13 protein-coding genes and 2 tRNA genes are annotated in these 13,401 nt (G+C 65.5%); 8 read left to right on the top strand and 7 right to left on the bottom strand.

Annotation, left to right across the window (positions count from 1 at the left end):
* Window positions 1-21 precede the first annotated feature (21 nt).
* From ACFUTU_RS05000 to bcp, 3 genes are all read right to left on the bottom strand, one after another.
* Entirely contained in the window at window positions 22-702 is a 681-nt protein-coding gene (locus ACFUTU_RS05000; protein WP_377961382.1) for a fasciclin domain-containing protein, read from the bottom strand.
* A 230-nt stretch (window positions 703-932) separates the two neighbouring features.
* Window positions 933-1,014: transfer RNA gene (locus ACFUTU_RS05005), tRNA-Leu, on the bottom strand.
* A 129-nt stretch (window positions 1,015-1,143) separates the two neighbouring features.
* The gene (bcp, locus tag ACFUTU_RS05010; RefSeq protein WP_377961384.1) at window positions 1,144-1,623 is read right to left on the bottom strand and encodes a thioredoxin-dependent thiol peroxidase; all 480 of its coding nucleotides are present in this window, start codon (window positions 1,621-1,623) and stop codon (window positions 1,144-1,146) included.
* Between the two features lie 96 nt (window positions 1,624-1,719).
* On the opposite strand from bcp, the gene ACFUTU_RS05015 reads away from it, so the two are divergent.
* Window positions 1,720-2,196: a MarR family winged helix-turn-helix transcriptional regulator gene (locus ACFUTU_RS05015; RefSeq protein ID WP_377961457.1), complete on the top strand. Its 477-nt coding sequence runs from the start codon at window positions 1,720-1,722 to the stop codon at window positions 2,194-2,196.
* 41 nt (window positions 2,197-2,237) lie between these two features.
* Here ACFUTU_RS05015 and ACFUTU_RS05020 read toward each other — a convergent pair whose 3' ends face one another.
* A complete protein-coding gene (locus ACFUTU_RS05020) occupies window positions 2,238-3,236 on the bottom strand; it encodes a LacI family DNA-binding transcriptional regulator (RefSeq protein WP_377961387.1) in 999 nt (332 codons plus the stop codon).
* A 105-nt stretch (window positions 3,237-3,341) separates the two neighbouring features.
* Here ACFUTU_RS05020 and ACFUTU_RS05025 point away from each other — a divergent pair, with 105 nt between their 5' ends.
* From ACFUTU_RS05025 to ACFUTU_RS05050, 6 genes are all read left to right on the top strand, one after another.
* The gene (locus tag ACFUTU_RS05025; protein WP_377961390.1) at window positions 3,342-4,538 is read left to right on the top strand and encodes a Gfo/Idh/MocA family oxidoreductase; all 1,197 of its coding nucleotides are present in this window, start codon (window positions 3,342-3,344) and stop codon (window positions 4,536-4,538) included.
* Complete coding sequence (locus ACFUTU_RS05030) at window positions 4,535-5,398, top strand: TIM barrel protein (protein WP_377961392.1); 864 nt, start codon at window positions 4,535-4,537, stop codon at window positions 5,396-5,398. Before ACFUTU_RS05025 ends, ACFUTU_RS05030 begins: the two co-directional genes overlap by 4 nt.
* Window positions 5,399-5,459: 61 nt before the next feature.
* Complete coding sequence (locus ACFUTU_RS05035; protein ID WP_377961394.1) at window positions 5,460-6,455, top strand: substrate-binding domain-containing protein; 996 nt, start codon at window positions 5,460-5,462, stop codon at window positions 6,453-6,455.
* 55 nt (window positions 6,456-6,510) lie between these two features.
* Window positions 6,511-7,560, top strand: a complete 1,050-nt coding sequence (locus ACFUTU_RS05040; protein WP_377961397.1) for an ABC transporter permease — start codon at window positions 6,511-6,513, stop codon at window positions 7,558-7,560.
* A 10-nt stretch (window positions 7,561-7,570) separates the two neighbouring features.
* A complete protein-coding gene (locus tag ACFUTU_RS05045; RefSeq protein ID WP_377961399.1) occupies window positions 7,571-8,512 on the top strand; it encodes an ATP-binding cassette domain-containing protein in 942 nt (313 codons plus the stop codon).
* Complete coding sequence (locus tag ACFUTU_RS05050; protein WP_377961401.1) at window positions 8,509-9,543, top strand: Gfo/Idh/MocA family oxidoreductase; 1,035 nt, start codon at window positions 8,509-8,511, stop codon at window positions 9,541-9,543. Before ACFUTU_RS05045 ends, ACFUTU_RS05050 begins: the two co-directional genes overlap by 4 nt.
* A 111-nt stretch (window positions 9,544-9,654) precedes the next feature.
* Here ACFUTU_RS05050 and ACFUTU_RS05055 read toward each other — a convergent pair whose 3' ends face one another.
* Together ACFUTU_RS05055 and ACFUTU_RS05060 are read right to left on the bottom strand one after the other, a co-directional pair.
* A complete protein-coding gene (locus tag ACFUTU_RS05055; RefSeq protein WP_377961404.1) occupies window positions 9,655-10,668 on the bottom strand; it encodes a Gfo/Idh/MocA family oxidoreductase in 1,014 nt (337 codons plus the stop codon).
* 2 nt (window positions 10,669-10,670) lie between these two features.
* Window positions 10,671-11,855 (bottom strand): Gfo/Idh/MocA family protein, encoded by a 1,185-nt coding sequence (locus ACFUTU_RS05060; protein WP_377961406.1) that lies wholly within the window; start codon window positions 11,853-11,855, stop codon window positions 10,671-10,673.
* 128 nt (window positions 11,856-11,983) lie between these two features.
* Between ACFUTU_RS05060 and ACFUTU_RS05065 the strand changes: the two genes are divergently transcribed.
* A complete protein-coding gene (locus ACFUTU_RS05065; RefSeq protein WP_377961409.1) occupies window positions 11,984-13,018 on the top strand; it encodes a LacI family DNA-binding transcriptional regulator in 1,035 nt (344 codons plus the stop codon).
* 65 nt (window positions 13,019-13,083) lie between these two features.
* Here ACFUTU_RS05065 and ACFUTU_RS05070 read toward each other — a convergent pair.
* A tRNA-Lys gene (locus ACFUTU_RS05070) sits at window positions 13,084-13,159 on the bottom strand.
* Between the last annotated feature and the right edge of the window lie 242 nt (window positions 13,160-13,401).

Here is a 13,401-nt window from a genome sequence, read left to right on the forward strand (position 1 = left end):
GGTGAGTACTTGGGCGGGCGGTTACTTGGGCATCAGCACCGAGTCCACGAGGTACACGGTGGCATTCGCCGTCTGGACGCCGCCGCAGATCACGTTGGCCCCGTCCACCTTGAGGGCATCCTTGGTGCCCGTAACCGTTACCGAGCCGCCCTGCACAGTCTTGTGCGTTCCCACGATCTTGTCGGGCGTGACCTGGCCCGGCACCACGTGGTAGGTGAGGATCTTGCTCAGGAGGGCGTCGTCCTTCTTCAGGGTCTCGATCGTTGCTGTGTCGATCTTCGCGAAGGCATCGTCAACCGGGGCGAACACTGTGAACTCGCTGCCGTTCAGCGTGTCAACCAGATTGACCTTCGGGTTCAGCTTGCCGGACACAGCGGCTGTCAGTGTCTTCAGCAGCGGGTTGTTCGAGGCGGCTACGGCCACGGGGTCCATGGCCATGCCGGCGACGGAGCCCTTGCCGCTGGGCACCTGCTTGGCGTAATCAGCGCAACCGGGGCCGGCGAGGTTGGCGGCCGGGTCCATGGCCGCCGCCGAAGTCTCGGACGGCGACGGAGCCATGCTCGACGGAGCGGCGCTGGACGTTTCGGGGGCGGCCGATGAGTTGCCGGACGTACCGGCGGAGCCGCCACAGGCGGTGAGGCTCAGCAGGGCTGCGGCAGCGAGACCTGCGACAGTGAAGGTGGGGCGCTTGAAGGACTGCATTTCACTTCTCCTTAGTTGTGCCGATGAACGGGCCGGAGGGAGAACGGGATCCTCCGGTGATCCTTTTTCCGACTGTGGGGCACCGGCCTGTTCTTCCAGGCTCTTGGGCGGTGTCTCACTGGGTATTCGCCTGCCCTGCAGCTATGGATGGGTGAATCCGGAGATTTCTTGAGGAAAGTTTTTAAACGCAGAAATCCCGGGCCGGAGCCCGGGATTCCTTCTCATCTCTGTGCGCAAGGGGGGACTTGAACCCCCACGCCCGAAGGCACAGGAACCTAAATCCTGCGTGTCTGCCAATTTCACCACTCGCGCCCGGCTCCACCCGCGGCGCTGTCCGTGCTGCGGGCAGCAGGAAAACGTACGACGGCGGATGCCAGCCTCAATTGTACCGTCACCTGTGCAGTGCCCGCCGCAGGCGCGGTCAGCTGTTCAGGCGAAGGGCTAGCCAGCCTCTTCGAGCTTGAGGTCCCTGCGCAGCTTGGCGACGTGCCCCGTGGCGCGGACGTTGTACTGGGCCACGGCAACTTTGCCGTCCTGGTCCACCACCACGGTAGAGCGGATGAGGCCCTCGTAGGTCTTGCCGTAGTTCTTCTTCTCGCCCCACGCGGCGTACGCCTCGGCGACGGCATGTTCTTCGTCCGACAGGAGCGGAAAGGTAAGGCCCTCGGCGTCGGCGAATTTGGCAAGTTTGGGCACGGGGTCGGGCGAAATCCCCAGCACCTCGTAGCCGGCAGCCTGCAGGGATGCCAGGCTGTCCCGGAAGTCGCAGGCCTGCTTGGTGCAGCCGGGCGTGGCGGCGGCCGGGTAGAAGTAGACGATGGTGTTCCGGCCGCGGTAGTCGCTGAGGCTGACGTCCGCTCCCGTAGCATCCTTCAGTGTGAAGCCGGGTGCGTTGTCGCCCGCCTTAAGTTTTTCAGCCAACGTTGTCTCCTTGTTTTTGATCAGGACATTTCAGCTTAGTAAGGGCTCCGTGCCGGGTACTAATCAGGCTTAGTTATACTTGGTGGTATGCCTGATATGGATCGCTGGCCCACAGGGCGCCTCTTGTCCACGGCTGCCCGCCTCGTTGAGCACTCCTGGAACGAGAAGCTGGGTGCCATTGGCCTTACCCACGCCGGCGTCATCGCCATCGAAGTGCTCTACAACAGCGGCCCCATGACGCAGGCGCAGCTTGCCCAGCTCGTCCGCGTGCAGGCGCAGACCATGGGTAAGACGCTGAGCCGCCTCGAATCCCACGGGCATATCGTGCGGCAGCGCAGCACGTCCGACCGCCGCAGCCATGTTGTTTCACTCACCGAGCGCGGCACCGAGGCTGTCATGGCAGCAGCGGACATGGAGCGTTCGGTCCTCGCCGCGGCGTCCATTGACCCGGACGTGCTCCGCCAGGAACTTCAGGCCGTGGTCAGGGAGCTGGCCAAGCGCTTTGCTTCGCCCGAGACCAACGCCATCGTGGCCGGCGCCGACGCCGGGCTGACGGTCGAGGCCAATTCCTAGTACCGCCGCTTTCCAGCGCCCGCAAAGTGCCTGCACGGCGGCTACCCGCCTGCACGTGGGGCGGCGGTGGTTCTGCGAGCAACCAGATGCGGCCTCCGGACAACCTGCCCGGCCGGCTGCGTTCCTTCAATCCGCGCCACGGCCCGGTCCACAGCTGCTGCCGCGAGCAGCGGCGCGTCCTGGCTGACCGAGGACAGCTGCACGTAGCTGAGCCGCGCGAACTGGCTGTCGTCGTAGCCCAGCACTGACACATCGGCCGGGACCTCAAGCCCCTGTGCCCGGAGGCTCTCGATGATGCCAAGAGCTGCCCTGTCGTTGAAGGCTATGACAGCCGTTGGCATGTTCTGGCGCAGCGAATTGCCGGCAGCCATGCCGTCTTCCTCCATGGCGCCACCGGCAACGATGGCCGGCACCAGGCCCCGGTGTTCCATTTCCGTCCGAAAGGCAGTACGGCGCGCTTCGGCCGAAACGGCCGTACCGCCGTCGACATGCACGATCCGCCGGTGCCCCAGGGAAACAAGGTGCTCCACGGCCATGCGGATGCCCTCGTGGTCGTCGCTGCTCACCGAATCGGTGAGTTCACCGACGTCGCTCCTGAGGAGGCTCACCACGGGCACCTGGCCGGCGTACCGCGCCAGTTCGGCGCTGCTGAGTGTGGGCGAGACCAGGATCAGGGCCTCGGATCCGAAATCCAGCAGGGCCTCGATGGTCCGCGCTTCAGGCCTGCCGCTGGTGACACCGCCCAACGCGAGTTCGTAGCCCTTGGCACCGGCCTCGGCGTAGGCGGCGTCCACAATTTCTGCGTGGAAGGCGTGAGCCGTGGAGAAGCTGAGGCCCAGAAGTTTGGTGCGGCTGCTGCGCAGCAGCCGGGCTCGGCTGTCGGGCCGGTAGCCGAGCCCGCGGGCAGTGTCCAGCACCTTTTGCCGGGTGGCGTCGGCCGCGCCGGGGGCGCCGCGCATCACGATCGATACCAGTGCCCGCGATACCCCGGCCGCTTCGGCCACATCCATCAGGGTTGGCCGCCGTTGCTGTTCAGTCATGCGCCTCCTTGCCGGAAGCAGTCTATAGAACGTTCTAGACAGAACGCCAGAAACTGTGCCACGATCTTCCCACTAGAACGATCTAGAACCTCCTAGGAGCGAGTCATGACCTACATTCAGCAGCCGTCCTCTGAAAACCGGCCCGTCCGCCTCGGCCTGATCGGAGCAGGCTGGATCGGCGCCTTCCACGCCGAATCCGTGGCGCGGCGGATCCCGAACGCGCGGCTCGATGCCGTCGCCGATCCCGCGGTTCCGGCCGCCGAGGCCCTGGCAAGCAGGCTTGGAATTGCCAGAATTACCGAGGATCCGGCGGACATCATGGGTGACCCCGGGATTGATGCGGTCCTGGTGGCGTCTCCCGCGAGGTTCCATTCCGGCCTGATCGCAGCTGCTGCCCGTGCGGGCAAGGACGTCTTCTGCGAAAAGCCGGGAGGCCGCACTGTCGAAGAACTGGACAAAGCGCTGGCTGCCGCGGATGCTGCCGGGGTCAACGTCCAGTTCGGGTTCAACCGGCGATTCGCGGCTGACTTCGCTGCCGCCAGGAAACTAATCGACGACGGCGCCGTGGGCAACCCCCAGCTGCTGCGCTCCCTCACGCGGGACCCAGGGACCGCGGCGGGTCTTGCCGCCCCGGAACGGATCGCGCCCGGAACGATCTTCCTGGAAACGCTGATCCATGACTTTGACACCCTTAATTGGCTGAATCCGGGTGCGGTTCCGGTCAAAGTGCACGCAGTGGCCGATGCGCTGGTGGCGCCGGAAGCGAAAGCCGGCGGCCTGTTGGATACGGCCGTGGTCACCGTGACGTACAGCAATGGGGCAATCGCGGTGGCCGAGGCCAACTTCAACGCCCTCTACGGCTACGACGTGCGCGGAGAGGTCTTCGGATCGGCCGGCATGGTCACTGCCGGCGGGCCCCAGTCATCGAGTGCCCTGAGCTACACCGCTGCGGGCATTGCCGCTGGCACTGTGCGGCTGAATATCGACCTCTTCCATGATGCCTACACTGCCGAACTTGCCCGGTTTGTCGACGGCGTTGCTGCCCGCCGTGCAGGGCACCGGCAGGACGGAAGCCCAGCCCCCGGTGGCGTCGATGCGCGCAACGCGCTTGCCGTGGCGCTGGCGGCCATCCGGTCGCACGAGACCGGCCTCCCGGTGGAGGTTTCAACGGTGGCGCAGCTGCAGGCTGCCGAGCCTGGATGGCAGCTCCCTGGACTGCAATTCAGGGAACCACAGCGCACGGAACCTCAGCGCACGGAACCGCAACTCACGGAACCGCAGCTGACCGGACACGGCGCATGAGCTTCCGGCTCGCGGCCTGCGCCGAGATGATCTATGGGGAGCTGCCCCTGGTCGAGCGGGTGCGGCGCATTCACGCGCAGGGCTTCGAAGTGGAACTCTGGGACACGCGGAACCGTGACATTCCGGCGCTGGTTGCCACGGGCGCCCGGTTTTCCTCCATGAGCGGCTACTTTGGCGGCAGCCTCATTGATCCCGACGGTTCGGACCGGGTGGTTGAATCGGCGGAAAAACTCATCCCGACGGCGCTGGAGTTAGGCGTTGGGCGGATGGTGGTCCACCCGGCGGAACTTGGCGCCGACGGGGCTGCCGTGCGGCCCCTCCACCGCTCCAGCGGCCAGATGTGGATGACCGGTCTCCGCGCCCTGGAACGGCTGGGGAGCCTGGGCGAGAGGCACGGCGTGGTCTTTGTGCTCGAGAACCTCAACACGGTCCTGGACCATCCGGGCATACCTTTGGCCCGGGCCAAGGACACACAGGCACTCGTGTCCGCGGCTGATCACCCGAACGTGAGAATGATGCTTGACCTTTACCACGCCCAGATCGGTGAGGGAAACCTGATCGAACTTGTCCGCGGCGCACTCCCATGGATCGGTGAAGTCCAGGTGGCGGACGTTCCCGGCCGGTGTGAGCCCGGCACCGGGGAAATCAACTACGGTGCCGTCGCGAAGGCGCTCGCCGGCACCGGCTACTCAGGCGTCGTTGGCCTTGAGGCAGCGGCCTCCGGAGGAGCGGGGCCGGAGGCAGGGGACAACGCTTTGGCAGCGTTCCGCAACGCGTTCACCGTGAGCCGCGGAACATATTATCGTCCTAATGTTAGGACAAAGATTGACAAGCGTGATGTAAGTCACCATGATCAGTGATATCAACATTTCGGCACCCGCAGTCTGGTGTGGCCGGAGCCCGAATCAAAGGAGATTTTCGGTGAAGAGATTTTCATTGCGGAGGGTGGCGCTGGTCGCCGCCGTCGTGCCGATGCTGGCCCTCAGTGCCTGTTCATCCAGCGGCGGCAGGGCACCTGAGAATGCGAACGCCGGAGGTGGCGGGCAGGCAGCGTCGACGCCACGCATCAAGGTCGCGCTGATCACGCATGCCGCACCAGGTGACACCTTCTGGGACATCGTGCGCAAGGGCGCCGAAGAGGCCGCAGCCAAGGACAATGTGGAGTTGCTTTACACGTCCGACCCTGAAGGTGGCCGGCAGGCCCAGCTGATCCAGCAGGCCGTGGACCAGAAGGTGGACGGCATCGCCGTGACCCTGGCCAAGCCTGATGCCCTGAAAGACGCCCTCAAGAAAGCCACCGATGCGGGCATCCCTGTCGTGAGCCTCAATGCCGGTGAATCCGTCTTCGCGCAGCTCGGGGCGTTCACGCACTTCGGGTCGAATGAGAAACTCGCCGGTGAAGCCGTGGGCGACAAGCTTAATTCGCTCGGACTCAAGCACCCAGTCTGCGTCATCCAGGAGCAGGGACACGTCGGCCTCGAAGCCCGCTGCGCCGGCGTGAAGTCAAAGGTCCCGGCCACGGAGATCCTGTACGTACAGGGCACGGACATGACCCAGGTATCCTCCACCGTGACTGCCAAACTCCAGGCCACGGCTGATGCCGACGTCATCATTGGCCTGGGCGCTCCCTACACGCTCACCATCCTCAAGGCGGTGACCGGAGCCGGCAGCAAGGCCAAGGTGGCTTCCTTTGACATGAACGCAGAGCTCGCCCAAAAGATCGCTGACGGCACGGTCGAATTCACCGTCGACCAGCAGCCCTGGCTTCAGGGCTACGGCTCGGTGGATGCGCTGTGGCAGGCCAAGCGGGGCGGATTCAAGCTCGGCGGCGGCCAGCCTGTCCTGACCGGCCCCACCATCGTCGACAAGGCCGGAGCGGCCAACGCCCTTACCTTCGCCCAGCAGGGAATCCGCTAGAGTCAGCCACCCCGGTCCGGCGGCGACGCCGGACCGGGCAGCAAGGAGCATTCCAATGACCGTGACCCAAACCATTACCAAACCGGCGCTGAGTGACGAGCGCGTCGGCAGGCGCAATCCGCTGCAAAAGCTGCTTGGCCGTCCCGAGGTTGGGGCCCTCGTCGGGGCGATTGTCCTGTTCGTGTTTTTCGCGTCCGTGTCCCAGACCTTCACCCAGCCGAACGCCTTCGCCACCGTGCTCTATGGTTCCTCGACGATCGGCATTATGGCGGTGGGGGTGTCGCTGCTGATGATCGGCGGTGAATTCGACCTCTCCACCGGCGTCGCGGTGATCAGTTCGGCACTGACGGCGTCCCTGTTCAGCTGGTACTTCAGCATGAATGTCTGGGTCGGCGTCGGCCTGGCCCTGGTGGTCTCGCTGGGCATCGGCTTCATCAACGGCTGGATCCTGATCAAGACCAAGCTCCCCAGCTTCATCGTGACACTGGCGACGTTCCTGATGCTGACCGGACTCAACCTCGGTCTCACCCGCCTGATCGGCGGCAGTGTATCTTCTCCGTCGATCTCCACCATGGACGGGTTCTCCTCCGCCCAGGCCATCTTCGCTTCCTCGATCACCCTGGGCGGCGTGGAAGTCAAGATCACCGTCTTCATCTGGATTGCCCTCGTGGCGGTGGCCTCGTGGGTGCTGCTGCGGAGCCGGGTGGGGAACTGGATTTTCGCCGCCGGCGGGGACGCGAACGCGGCCCGCGCGGTGGGCGTTCCCGTGACGAAGACCAAGATCGGCCTCTTCATGGCGGTCGGGTTCTGCGGCTGGGTCCTGGGGATGCACAACCTGTTCGCGTTCGACGCCGTGCAGTCCGGTGAGGGCGTGGGCAACGAGTTCCTCTACATCATTGCCGCCGTGATCGGCGGGTGCCTGCTCACCGGCGGTTACGGCTCGGCGGTGGGCGGAGCGATCGGTGCGTTCATCTTCGGGATGGCCAACAAGGGCATCGTGTACGCGCAGTGGAACCCGGACTGGTTCAAGTTCTTCCTGGGCCTGATGCTGCTGCTGGCCACCATTGTGAACCTGATCGTCAAGCGCCGCGCGGAACTGAAATAGGAGCCGGACCATGAATGCACACCGGATTGACCAGCAGACGCTGCTCAAGGAAGAAAAAGACCCGCTGACGCACACCCCGGTCCACCTGCTGTCGCTGGAGAACGTCGGCAAGCACTACGGCAACATCATCGCCCTCCGTGACGTGACGATGGCGGTGGACAACGGCCGCGTCACCTGCGTCCTGGGCGACAACGGCGCCGGGAAGTCCACGCTGATCAAGATCATTGCCGGCCTGCACCAGCACGATGAGGGCACGTTCAGGATCATGGGGGAGGAGCGCAAGCTCAGTTCGCCGCGCGAGGCACTGGACGCCGGGATCGCCGCGGTCTACCAGGACCTCGCCGTCGTGTCCCTGATGCCGATCTGGCGGAATTTCTTCCTCGGCTCGGAGATTACTACCGGGGCCGGCCCGTTCAGGCGCCTGGATGTCCAGCGGATGAAGGACATCACCAAGCAGGAGCTCGCGGACATGGGCATCGACCTGCGCGACGTCGAGCAGCCCATCGGGCAGCTCTCCGGCGGTGAACGCCAGTGCGTGGCTATCGCCCGGGCCGTGTACTTCGGCGCCAAGGTCCTGATCCTGGACGAACCCACCGCCGCCCTCGGCGTGAAGCAGTCCGGCGTTGTGCTGCGGTACATCCTGCAGGCCCGGGACCGCGGCCTTGGGGTCATCTTTATCACCCACAACCCGCACCACGCTTTCCCGGTCGGGGACCGGTTCCTGCTCCTCAAGCGCGGCAAATCGATCGGCTACTACGAGAAGAAGGACATCACACTGGAGGAACTGACCGCCCAGATGGCCGGCGGCGCCGAACTCGCAGAACTCGCCCACGAACTCGAACAGCTTGGCGGCCACACTGACGCGCTCAAGGAAGTCCAGGCCGAGGTCGCCGACGTCCACGAGAGCAAACCCGCGGAGCAGGGAAATCCGAACAGCAAAGGAGCAGCATGACAGAAGTGACCCTTGGGCTCGTGGGAGTAGGCCGCATCGGCGCCATGCACGCCCGGAACATCACCGGCCTGAACGAACTGATGAACCCGCAGGGCACCGCGGTTCACCTCAAACTGACCGACGTGGCGGCAGAGCCCGCCCGGTCACTGGCCGCCGGAATCGGCGCAGCGTTCCATCCGTCCGTTGAGGCCCTGCTGGAATCCGGCATCGACGGCCTGGTCATTGCCACCGGGACTGCCACGCACCCGGACCTGATCAGGGCCGGCGTGGACGCCGGGGTCCCGGTGTTCTGCGAGAAGCCTGTGGCTGTGAACGTGCAGGAATCACTGCCCGTGCTCGACCATATCCGGGCTACGGGCGGCACAGTGCAGATCGGCCACCAGCGACGGTTTGATCCGGGCTATCTCGAGGCCAGACGCGCTTTCACTGCGGGCGAGCTGGGCTGGCTCCATACCGTCAGGGCCGTCACCTGTGACATGGCCCCGCCGCCGGTGGAGTTCCTCGCGACGTCCGGCGGCCTCTTCCGCGACTGCTCCGTCCACGATTTCGACATTCTCCGCTGGATCACCGGCAGGGAAATCGTGGAGGTTTTCGCCAAGGGGTCAAACAACGGTGACCCCGCAATCGGGGCCGTGGGTGACGTCGACACGGCGCTCGCCGTTGTGACCTTCGACGACGGCAGCGTCGGAACGGTCTCGGCCACGCGCTACAACGGTGCGGGGCATGATGTCCGGCTGGAACTCCAGGGGTCCGCGGGGTCCGTGATGGTGGGGATGGATGAGCACATGGCCATGTCTTCTGCCGAACCGGGAGTGGGTTTCCCGGCCGGGCGGCCGCATACGACGTTCGCCGAGCGGTTCCAGGCAGCGTACCGTGCCGAGATGGCGGCCTTCGTGGAAGTGGTGCTGGGGCAACGGGAGAACCCCTGCACGCCGGAGGACGCCGTCGCCGCGTCGATGGTGGCCGACGCCGCCCAGGCCTCGCTGCAGTCCGGGGAGCCGGTGCGCGTGGCGCTGCAGACGGCGGGCTGACGCCGGGAGGAGCCTGGTCCGGGCGAAGTGCGGGGAACCCGCCCGGCGGTCGTCGCCGGGGCGGCCCTTAATCCGGCAGGTCCAGTGCCGCCCGCGGCGGCCTAGCCCAGTTCAGTACTGGATCGTCTCGGTCCTCCCTGTGCGCAGGGACAGGGTTGCCGCTTCGGCGATGGCCTGTGCCTTCAGGCCATCCTGGAGCGACGGGGTAAGCCGTGCGCCGCCGTCGTTATCCGTTCCGCGCTCCAAACCTGCGACGAAATGGCCCAGCGCAGCGGCGTAGGTGGGCTGCACCCGCTCGAACCAGCCGGGATGCATGCCGTCGGCCACCACTTGCCCCGTGAAATACCTGGACACGGCGCCGGTCCGGTGGCGGCCGGCCTCAGCCAACCCGCGGGAACCCATGATTTCGATCCGCTCGTCGTAGCCGTAGCCGGTACGGCGCGTGCAGTCGATCTGGACCAGCGCGCCGCCGGGGAGCCGGAGGGACACCACGGATGTATCCACATCGCCGTACTCGGCCAGCCGCGGTTCGGCCAGGGCCGATCCGGTGGCGAAAACCTCAACCGGATCCGCTCCTGTCAGCCAGCGGGCCAGATCAAAGAAGTGAACGGCCTGGTCGCGCATCTGGCCGCCTGACGTGGCGATGTAGGGGAGCGGCGACATGGCCGGGCCGCGGCTGGTGAGCTGGATGAGCTCCACGTCTCCGATTTCCCCGGCATCGACGATCCGTTTGAGTTCGGCGTAGTCGCGGTCAAAGCGGCGGTTGAAGTCCACCATGACCGGCACGGCGTGCCGGCCTACGAAGGCGGCAGTCTCACGGGCCTGCCCAAGGTCCAGGTCGATTGGTTTTTCACACAGTACTGCCAGTTTTGCCTCGGCGGCACGGCGCAGGTGTGCGGCATGGGTATCGGTGGAGGACGCGATGAATACCGCGTCGATGTCCGCGGCGTCAAACACCTCTGCCAGGTTAGCAGCGGCGCGGGCGCCATGCTTGACAGCGAGGGCCTTCGCGCGGTCCTGGTCAACATCAAAAACCAGCTGGAAATCAACATCCGGGTGGGCGGTGAGATTGGCGGCGTGAACGGAACCAATGAAGCCGGCGCCAAGGAGTGCGAAACGCTGCATTGTCAGACTCCAGCCATCTCTGCGGCACGTGCCGGGGCCACCCAGGCGGCATCCCGGGCATGTGATGCGGCGACGGCCTCGACGAACCTGACGCCCGCAAGGCCGTCGTGCCCGGTCGGGAAGGACAGCTCCCGGGTCTCCGGCAGAGTGCCGTCGCGGCGGGCGCGCAGGTCCACGGCCAGGTCGCGGTAGAAGTTGGCGAAGGCTTCGAGGAACCCTTCAGGATGTCCAAGGCCCACCCTGGTGAGGCGGGAGGCATCCTCCGACAGTGTGCTGAGCCCCTCCGTCAGCACCGTCGTGGTCCCATTCAGGTCCTGGACCGTCAGGTGATGCGGATCCTCATGCTGCCATTCGAGGTTGCCGTTCGTGCCGAAGACCCGGATGCGCAGGCCGTGGTTATGGCCGGCGGCGGCCATGCTGGCCCACAAGCGGCCGGGAACCTCACCGGTGAGCTGCAATTCGACCGTGGCGTGGTCGAAGACCCGCCTTCCCGGAACCAGGGTCTTCAACCGGCCGGACACCCGCTCTGCTTCAAGACCGGTGATGTAGCGAAGCAGGTGGAAGCCGTGCGTGCCAAGATCGCCTACGACGCTGGGGAAGCCGGCGATATCCGGGTCCGTCCGCCAGGTGGCCTGCTTGTGCCCGCCCTGCTCCAGGGGAGAGGCGGCCCAGCCCGAGGCGTGCTCCACGTCTGCGAAGGTGATGGTGCCGAGTTGCCCGTCCCGCACCATGCGGGCCGCGTGCCGCACCATGGCGTAGGCGGAGTAGCAGTGCGGGACGGCGAGGATGGCGCCGTTGTCGGCGGCGATCCGCACCAGTTCCGCGGCGGTCACTGCATACCGGGTCAGCGGCTTCTCGCACACCACGGAGATGCCGGCCTGAAGGAAAGTGCGGGCGATCTCGAAGTGGCTGTCATTCGGCGTGGCAACAACCACCACATCGATGCCGTCTTCCCGGCCGGATTCCTGTTCCGCCATTTCGCGAAAGCCAGCGTAGTGCCGGTCCTCCGGAATGCCCAGTTCGTATGCCAGGGCAGCGGAGCGTTCCGGTTGGCGGCCAAAGACGCCGGCCTGAAGGTCGAATTCACCGTCCAGGCGCATGGCCCGGCGGTGCGTCTTGCCGATGTCTGCCCCTGCGCCGCCTCCAACCATCCCGGCCACCAGCCGCCGTGCGTGCGGTTCACTCATGATGTTCCTCTTTGACTCTTTGGAATTTTCTTGGACCGGTCCATGATCGAGGACGGACGACCTGTCCGTCAACCCTTAGGCTGGTATGACGGGCAGCGCCAACCTGCCGTATCCGGAATAGGAGCACAGTGAGCACATCCATCCCCAAGGGGGGCCAGCCCCCGGCGAAACCCACCATCCGCGATGTGGCAGAGCGGGCCGGAGTGTCAAAATCGCTGGTTTCGCTGGTTCTGCAGGGTTCCGGGAACGTCAGCGAAGCCCGACGGCGGGCGGTGCTTGAGTCGATGGAAGAACTCGGTTACCGGCCCAACAAGCTGGCCCGCGGGCTCTCCATGCCGCGCACAGGTACCGTTGGCGTCCTGCTCAATGACCTCCGGAACCCCTGGTTCATCGAGCTACTCGAAGGTCTCTCCGCTTCCCTGCATTCCGCCGGCGTTTCGCCCGTCCTCGCCGATTCCTACACAGACCATCGCATCGGCCGGCCGTCGGTCGAGGCACTGCTGGAGCAGCGGATCGACGGTCTGGTGGTGGTGGGCACCACTACGGAAGCGGAGGCCATCAGGAAGGCCTCCGCAGTGGTTCCCGTGGTCCTGGCGGGCACCCTTGATCCCGAGCTGCCGGGCGTGGACGTGGTGGTCAACGACGACGTTGCCGGTGCGCGGAAGGCAACCGGGCACCTCATTGGCCTCGGGCACACGCGCATTGCCCACCTTCAGGGCCCTGACGAGATCGGACGCCTGCGGCGGGCGGGTTATGAGCAGGCGATGCACGCTGCGGGGCTGGAATCCCGCTCCGTGGCAGGTGGCATGAGTGAGGAAAGCGGGTACAGTGCGGCGAGGACCCTGTTGACTGCCGCTGCCCGGCCGACGGCCATTTTCGCCTTCAACGACATTGCCTGCATCGGCGTGCTCTCCGCTGCGGCGGACACGGGGGTGACCGTTCCAGGCGACCTTTCCCTGGTTGGCTACGACAACACGTACCTTGCCCGCATCCGACACCTGTCCCTGACCTCGGTGGACAACGGCAACCTGGCCGTCGGCGTTCAGGCCGGCAGGTACATCCTGGAACGGCTGGGCAACCCCGACCTGCCGGGCCGGAAGCATCTGGTCAGCAGCGAACTGCAAATCAGAGGTTCCTCCGGCGGCCCGCCCAGGGGAGCCTGAGGCCAGGGTCCCGGAAACGGCAAAGCCCCGCCTTCAGGCTTGTGGCCTTGAAGGCGGGGCTTCGGTGGTGCACCCCCCGGGACTTGAACCCGGAACCCATTGATTAAGAGTCAATTGCTCTGCCAATTGAGCTAGAGGTGCATCTGTTGTTTTGTTCGTCGGCGGGCGATGTATTTCTCTCGCTGACGTCCGCAACGACATGCCACTCTACACGAATTTTTGCCAACGACAACACGAGCGTCCCACGCAGCTCTACAGCCACTTTCCGGCGATCGCAGAGGGAACGAAAAAGCCCCGCCTTCAGGCTTGTGGCCTTGAAGGCGGGGCTTCGGTGGTGCACCCCCCGGGACTTGAACCCGGAACCCATTGATTAAGAGTCAATT

The organism is Arthrobacter sp. NPDC057388 (genome assembly GCF_042668165.1).
Lineage (GTDB): Bacteria > Actinomycetota > Actinomycetes > Actinomycetales > Micrococcaceae > Arthrobacter.

Bases quoted from the DNA above. Each gene is read 5' to 3' on its own strand.
- ACFUTU_RS05000 (WP_377961382.1), bottom strand. From the start codon at position 702: ATGCAGTCCTTCAAGCGCCCCACCTTCACTGTCGCAGGTCTCGCTGCC.
- ACFUTU_RS05015 (WP_377961457.1), top strand. From the start codon at position 1,720: ATGGATCGCTGGCCCACAGGGCGCCTCTTGTCCACGGCTGCCCGCCTC.
- ACFUTU_RS05020 (WP_377961387.1), bottom strand. From the start codon at position 3,236: ATGACTGAACAGCAACGGCGGCCAACCCTGATGGATGTGGCCGAAGCG.
- ACFUTU_RS05025 (WP_377961390.1), top strand. From the start codon at position 3,342: ATGACCTACATTCAGCAGCCGTCCTCTGAAAACCGGCCCGTCCGCCTC.
- ACFUTU_RS05030 (WP_377961392.1), top strand. From the start codon at position 4,535: ATGAGCTTCCGGCTCGCGGCCTGCGCCGAGATGATCTATGGGGAGCTG.
- ACFUTU_RS05040 (WP_377961397.1), top strand. From the start codon at position 6,511: ATGACCGTGACCCAAACCATTACCAAACCGGCGCTGAGTGACGAGCGC.
- ACFUTU_RS05045 (WP_377961399.1), top strand. From the start codon at position 7,571: ATGAATGCACACCGGATTGACCAGCAGACGCTGCTCAAGGAAGAAAAA.
- ACFUTU_RS05050 (WP_377961401.1), top strand. From the start codon at position 8,509: ATGACAGAAGTGACCCTTGGGCTCGTGGGAGTAGGCCGCATCGGCGCC.
- ACFUTU_RS05055 (WP_377961404.1), bottom strand. From the start codon at position 10,668: ATGCAGCGTTTCGCACTCCTTGGCGCCGGCTTCATTGGTTCCGTTCAC.
- ACFUTU_RS05060 (WP_377961406.1), bottom strand. From the start codon at position 11,855: ATGAGTGAACCGCACGCACGGCGGCTGGTGGCCGGGATGGTTGGAGGC.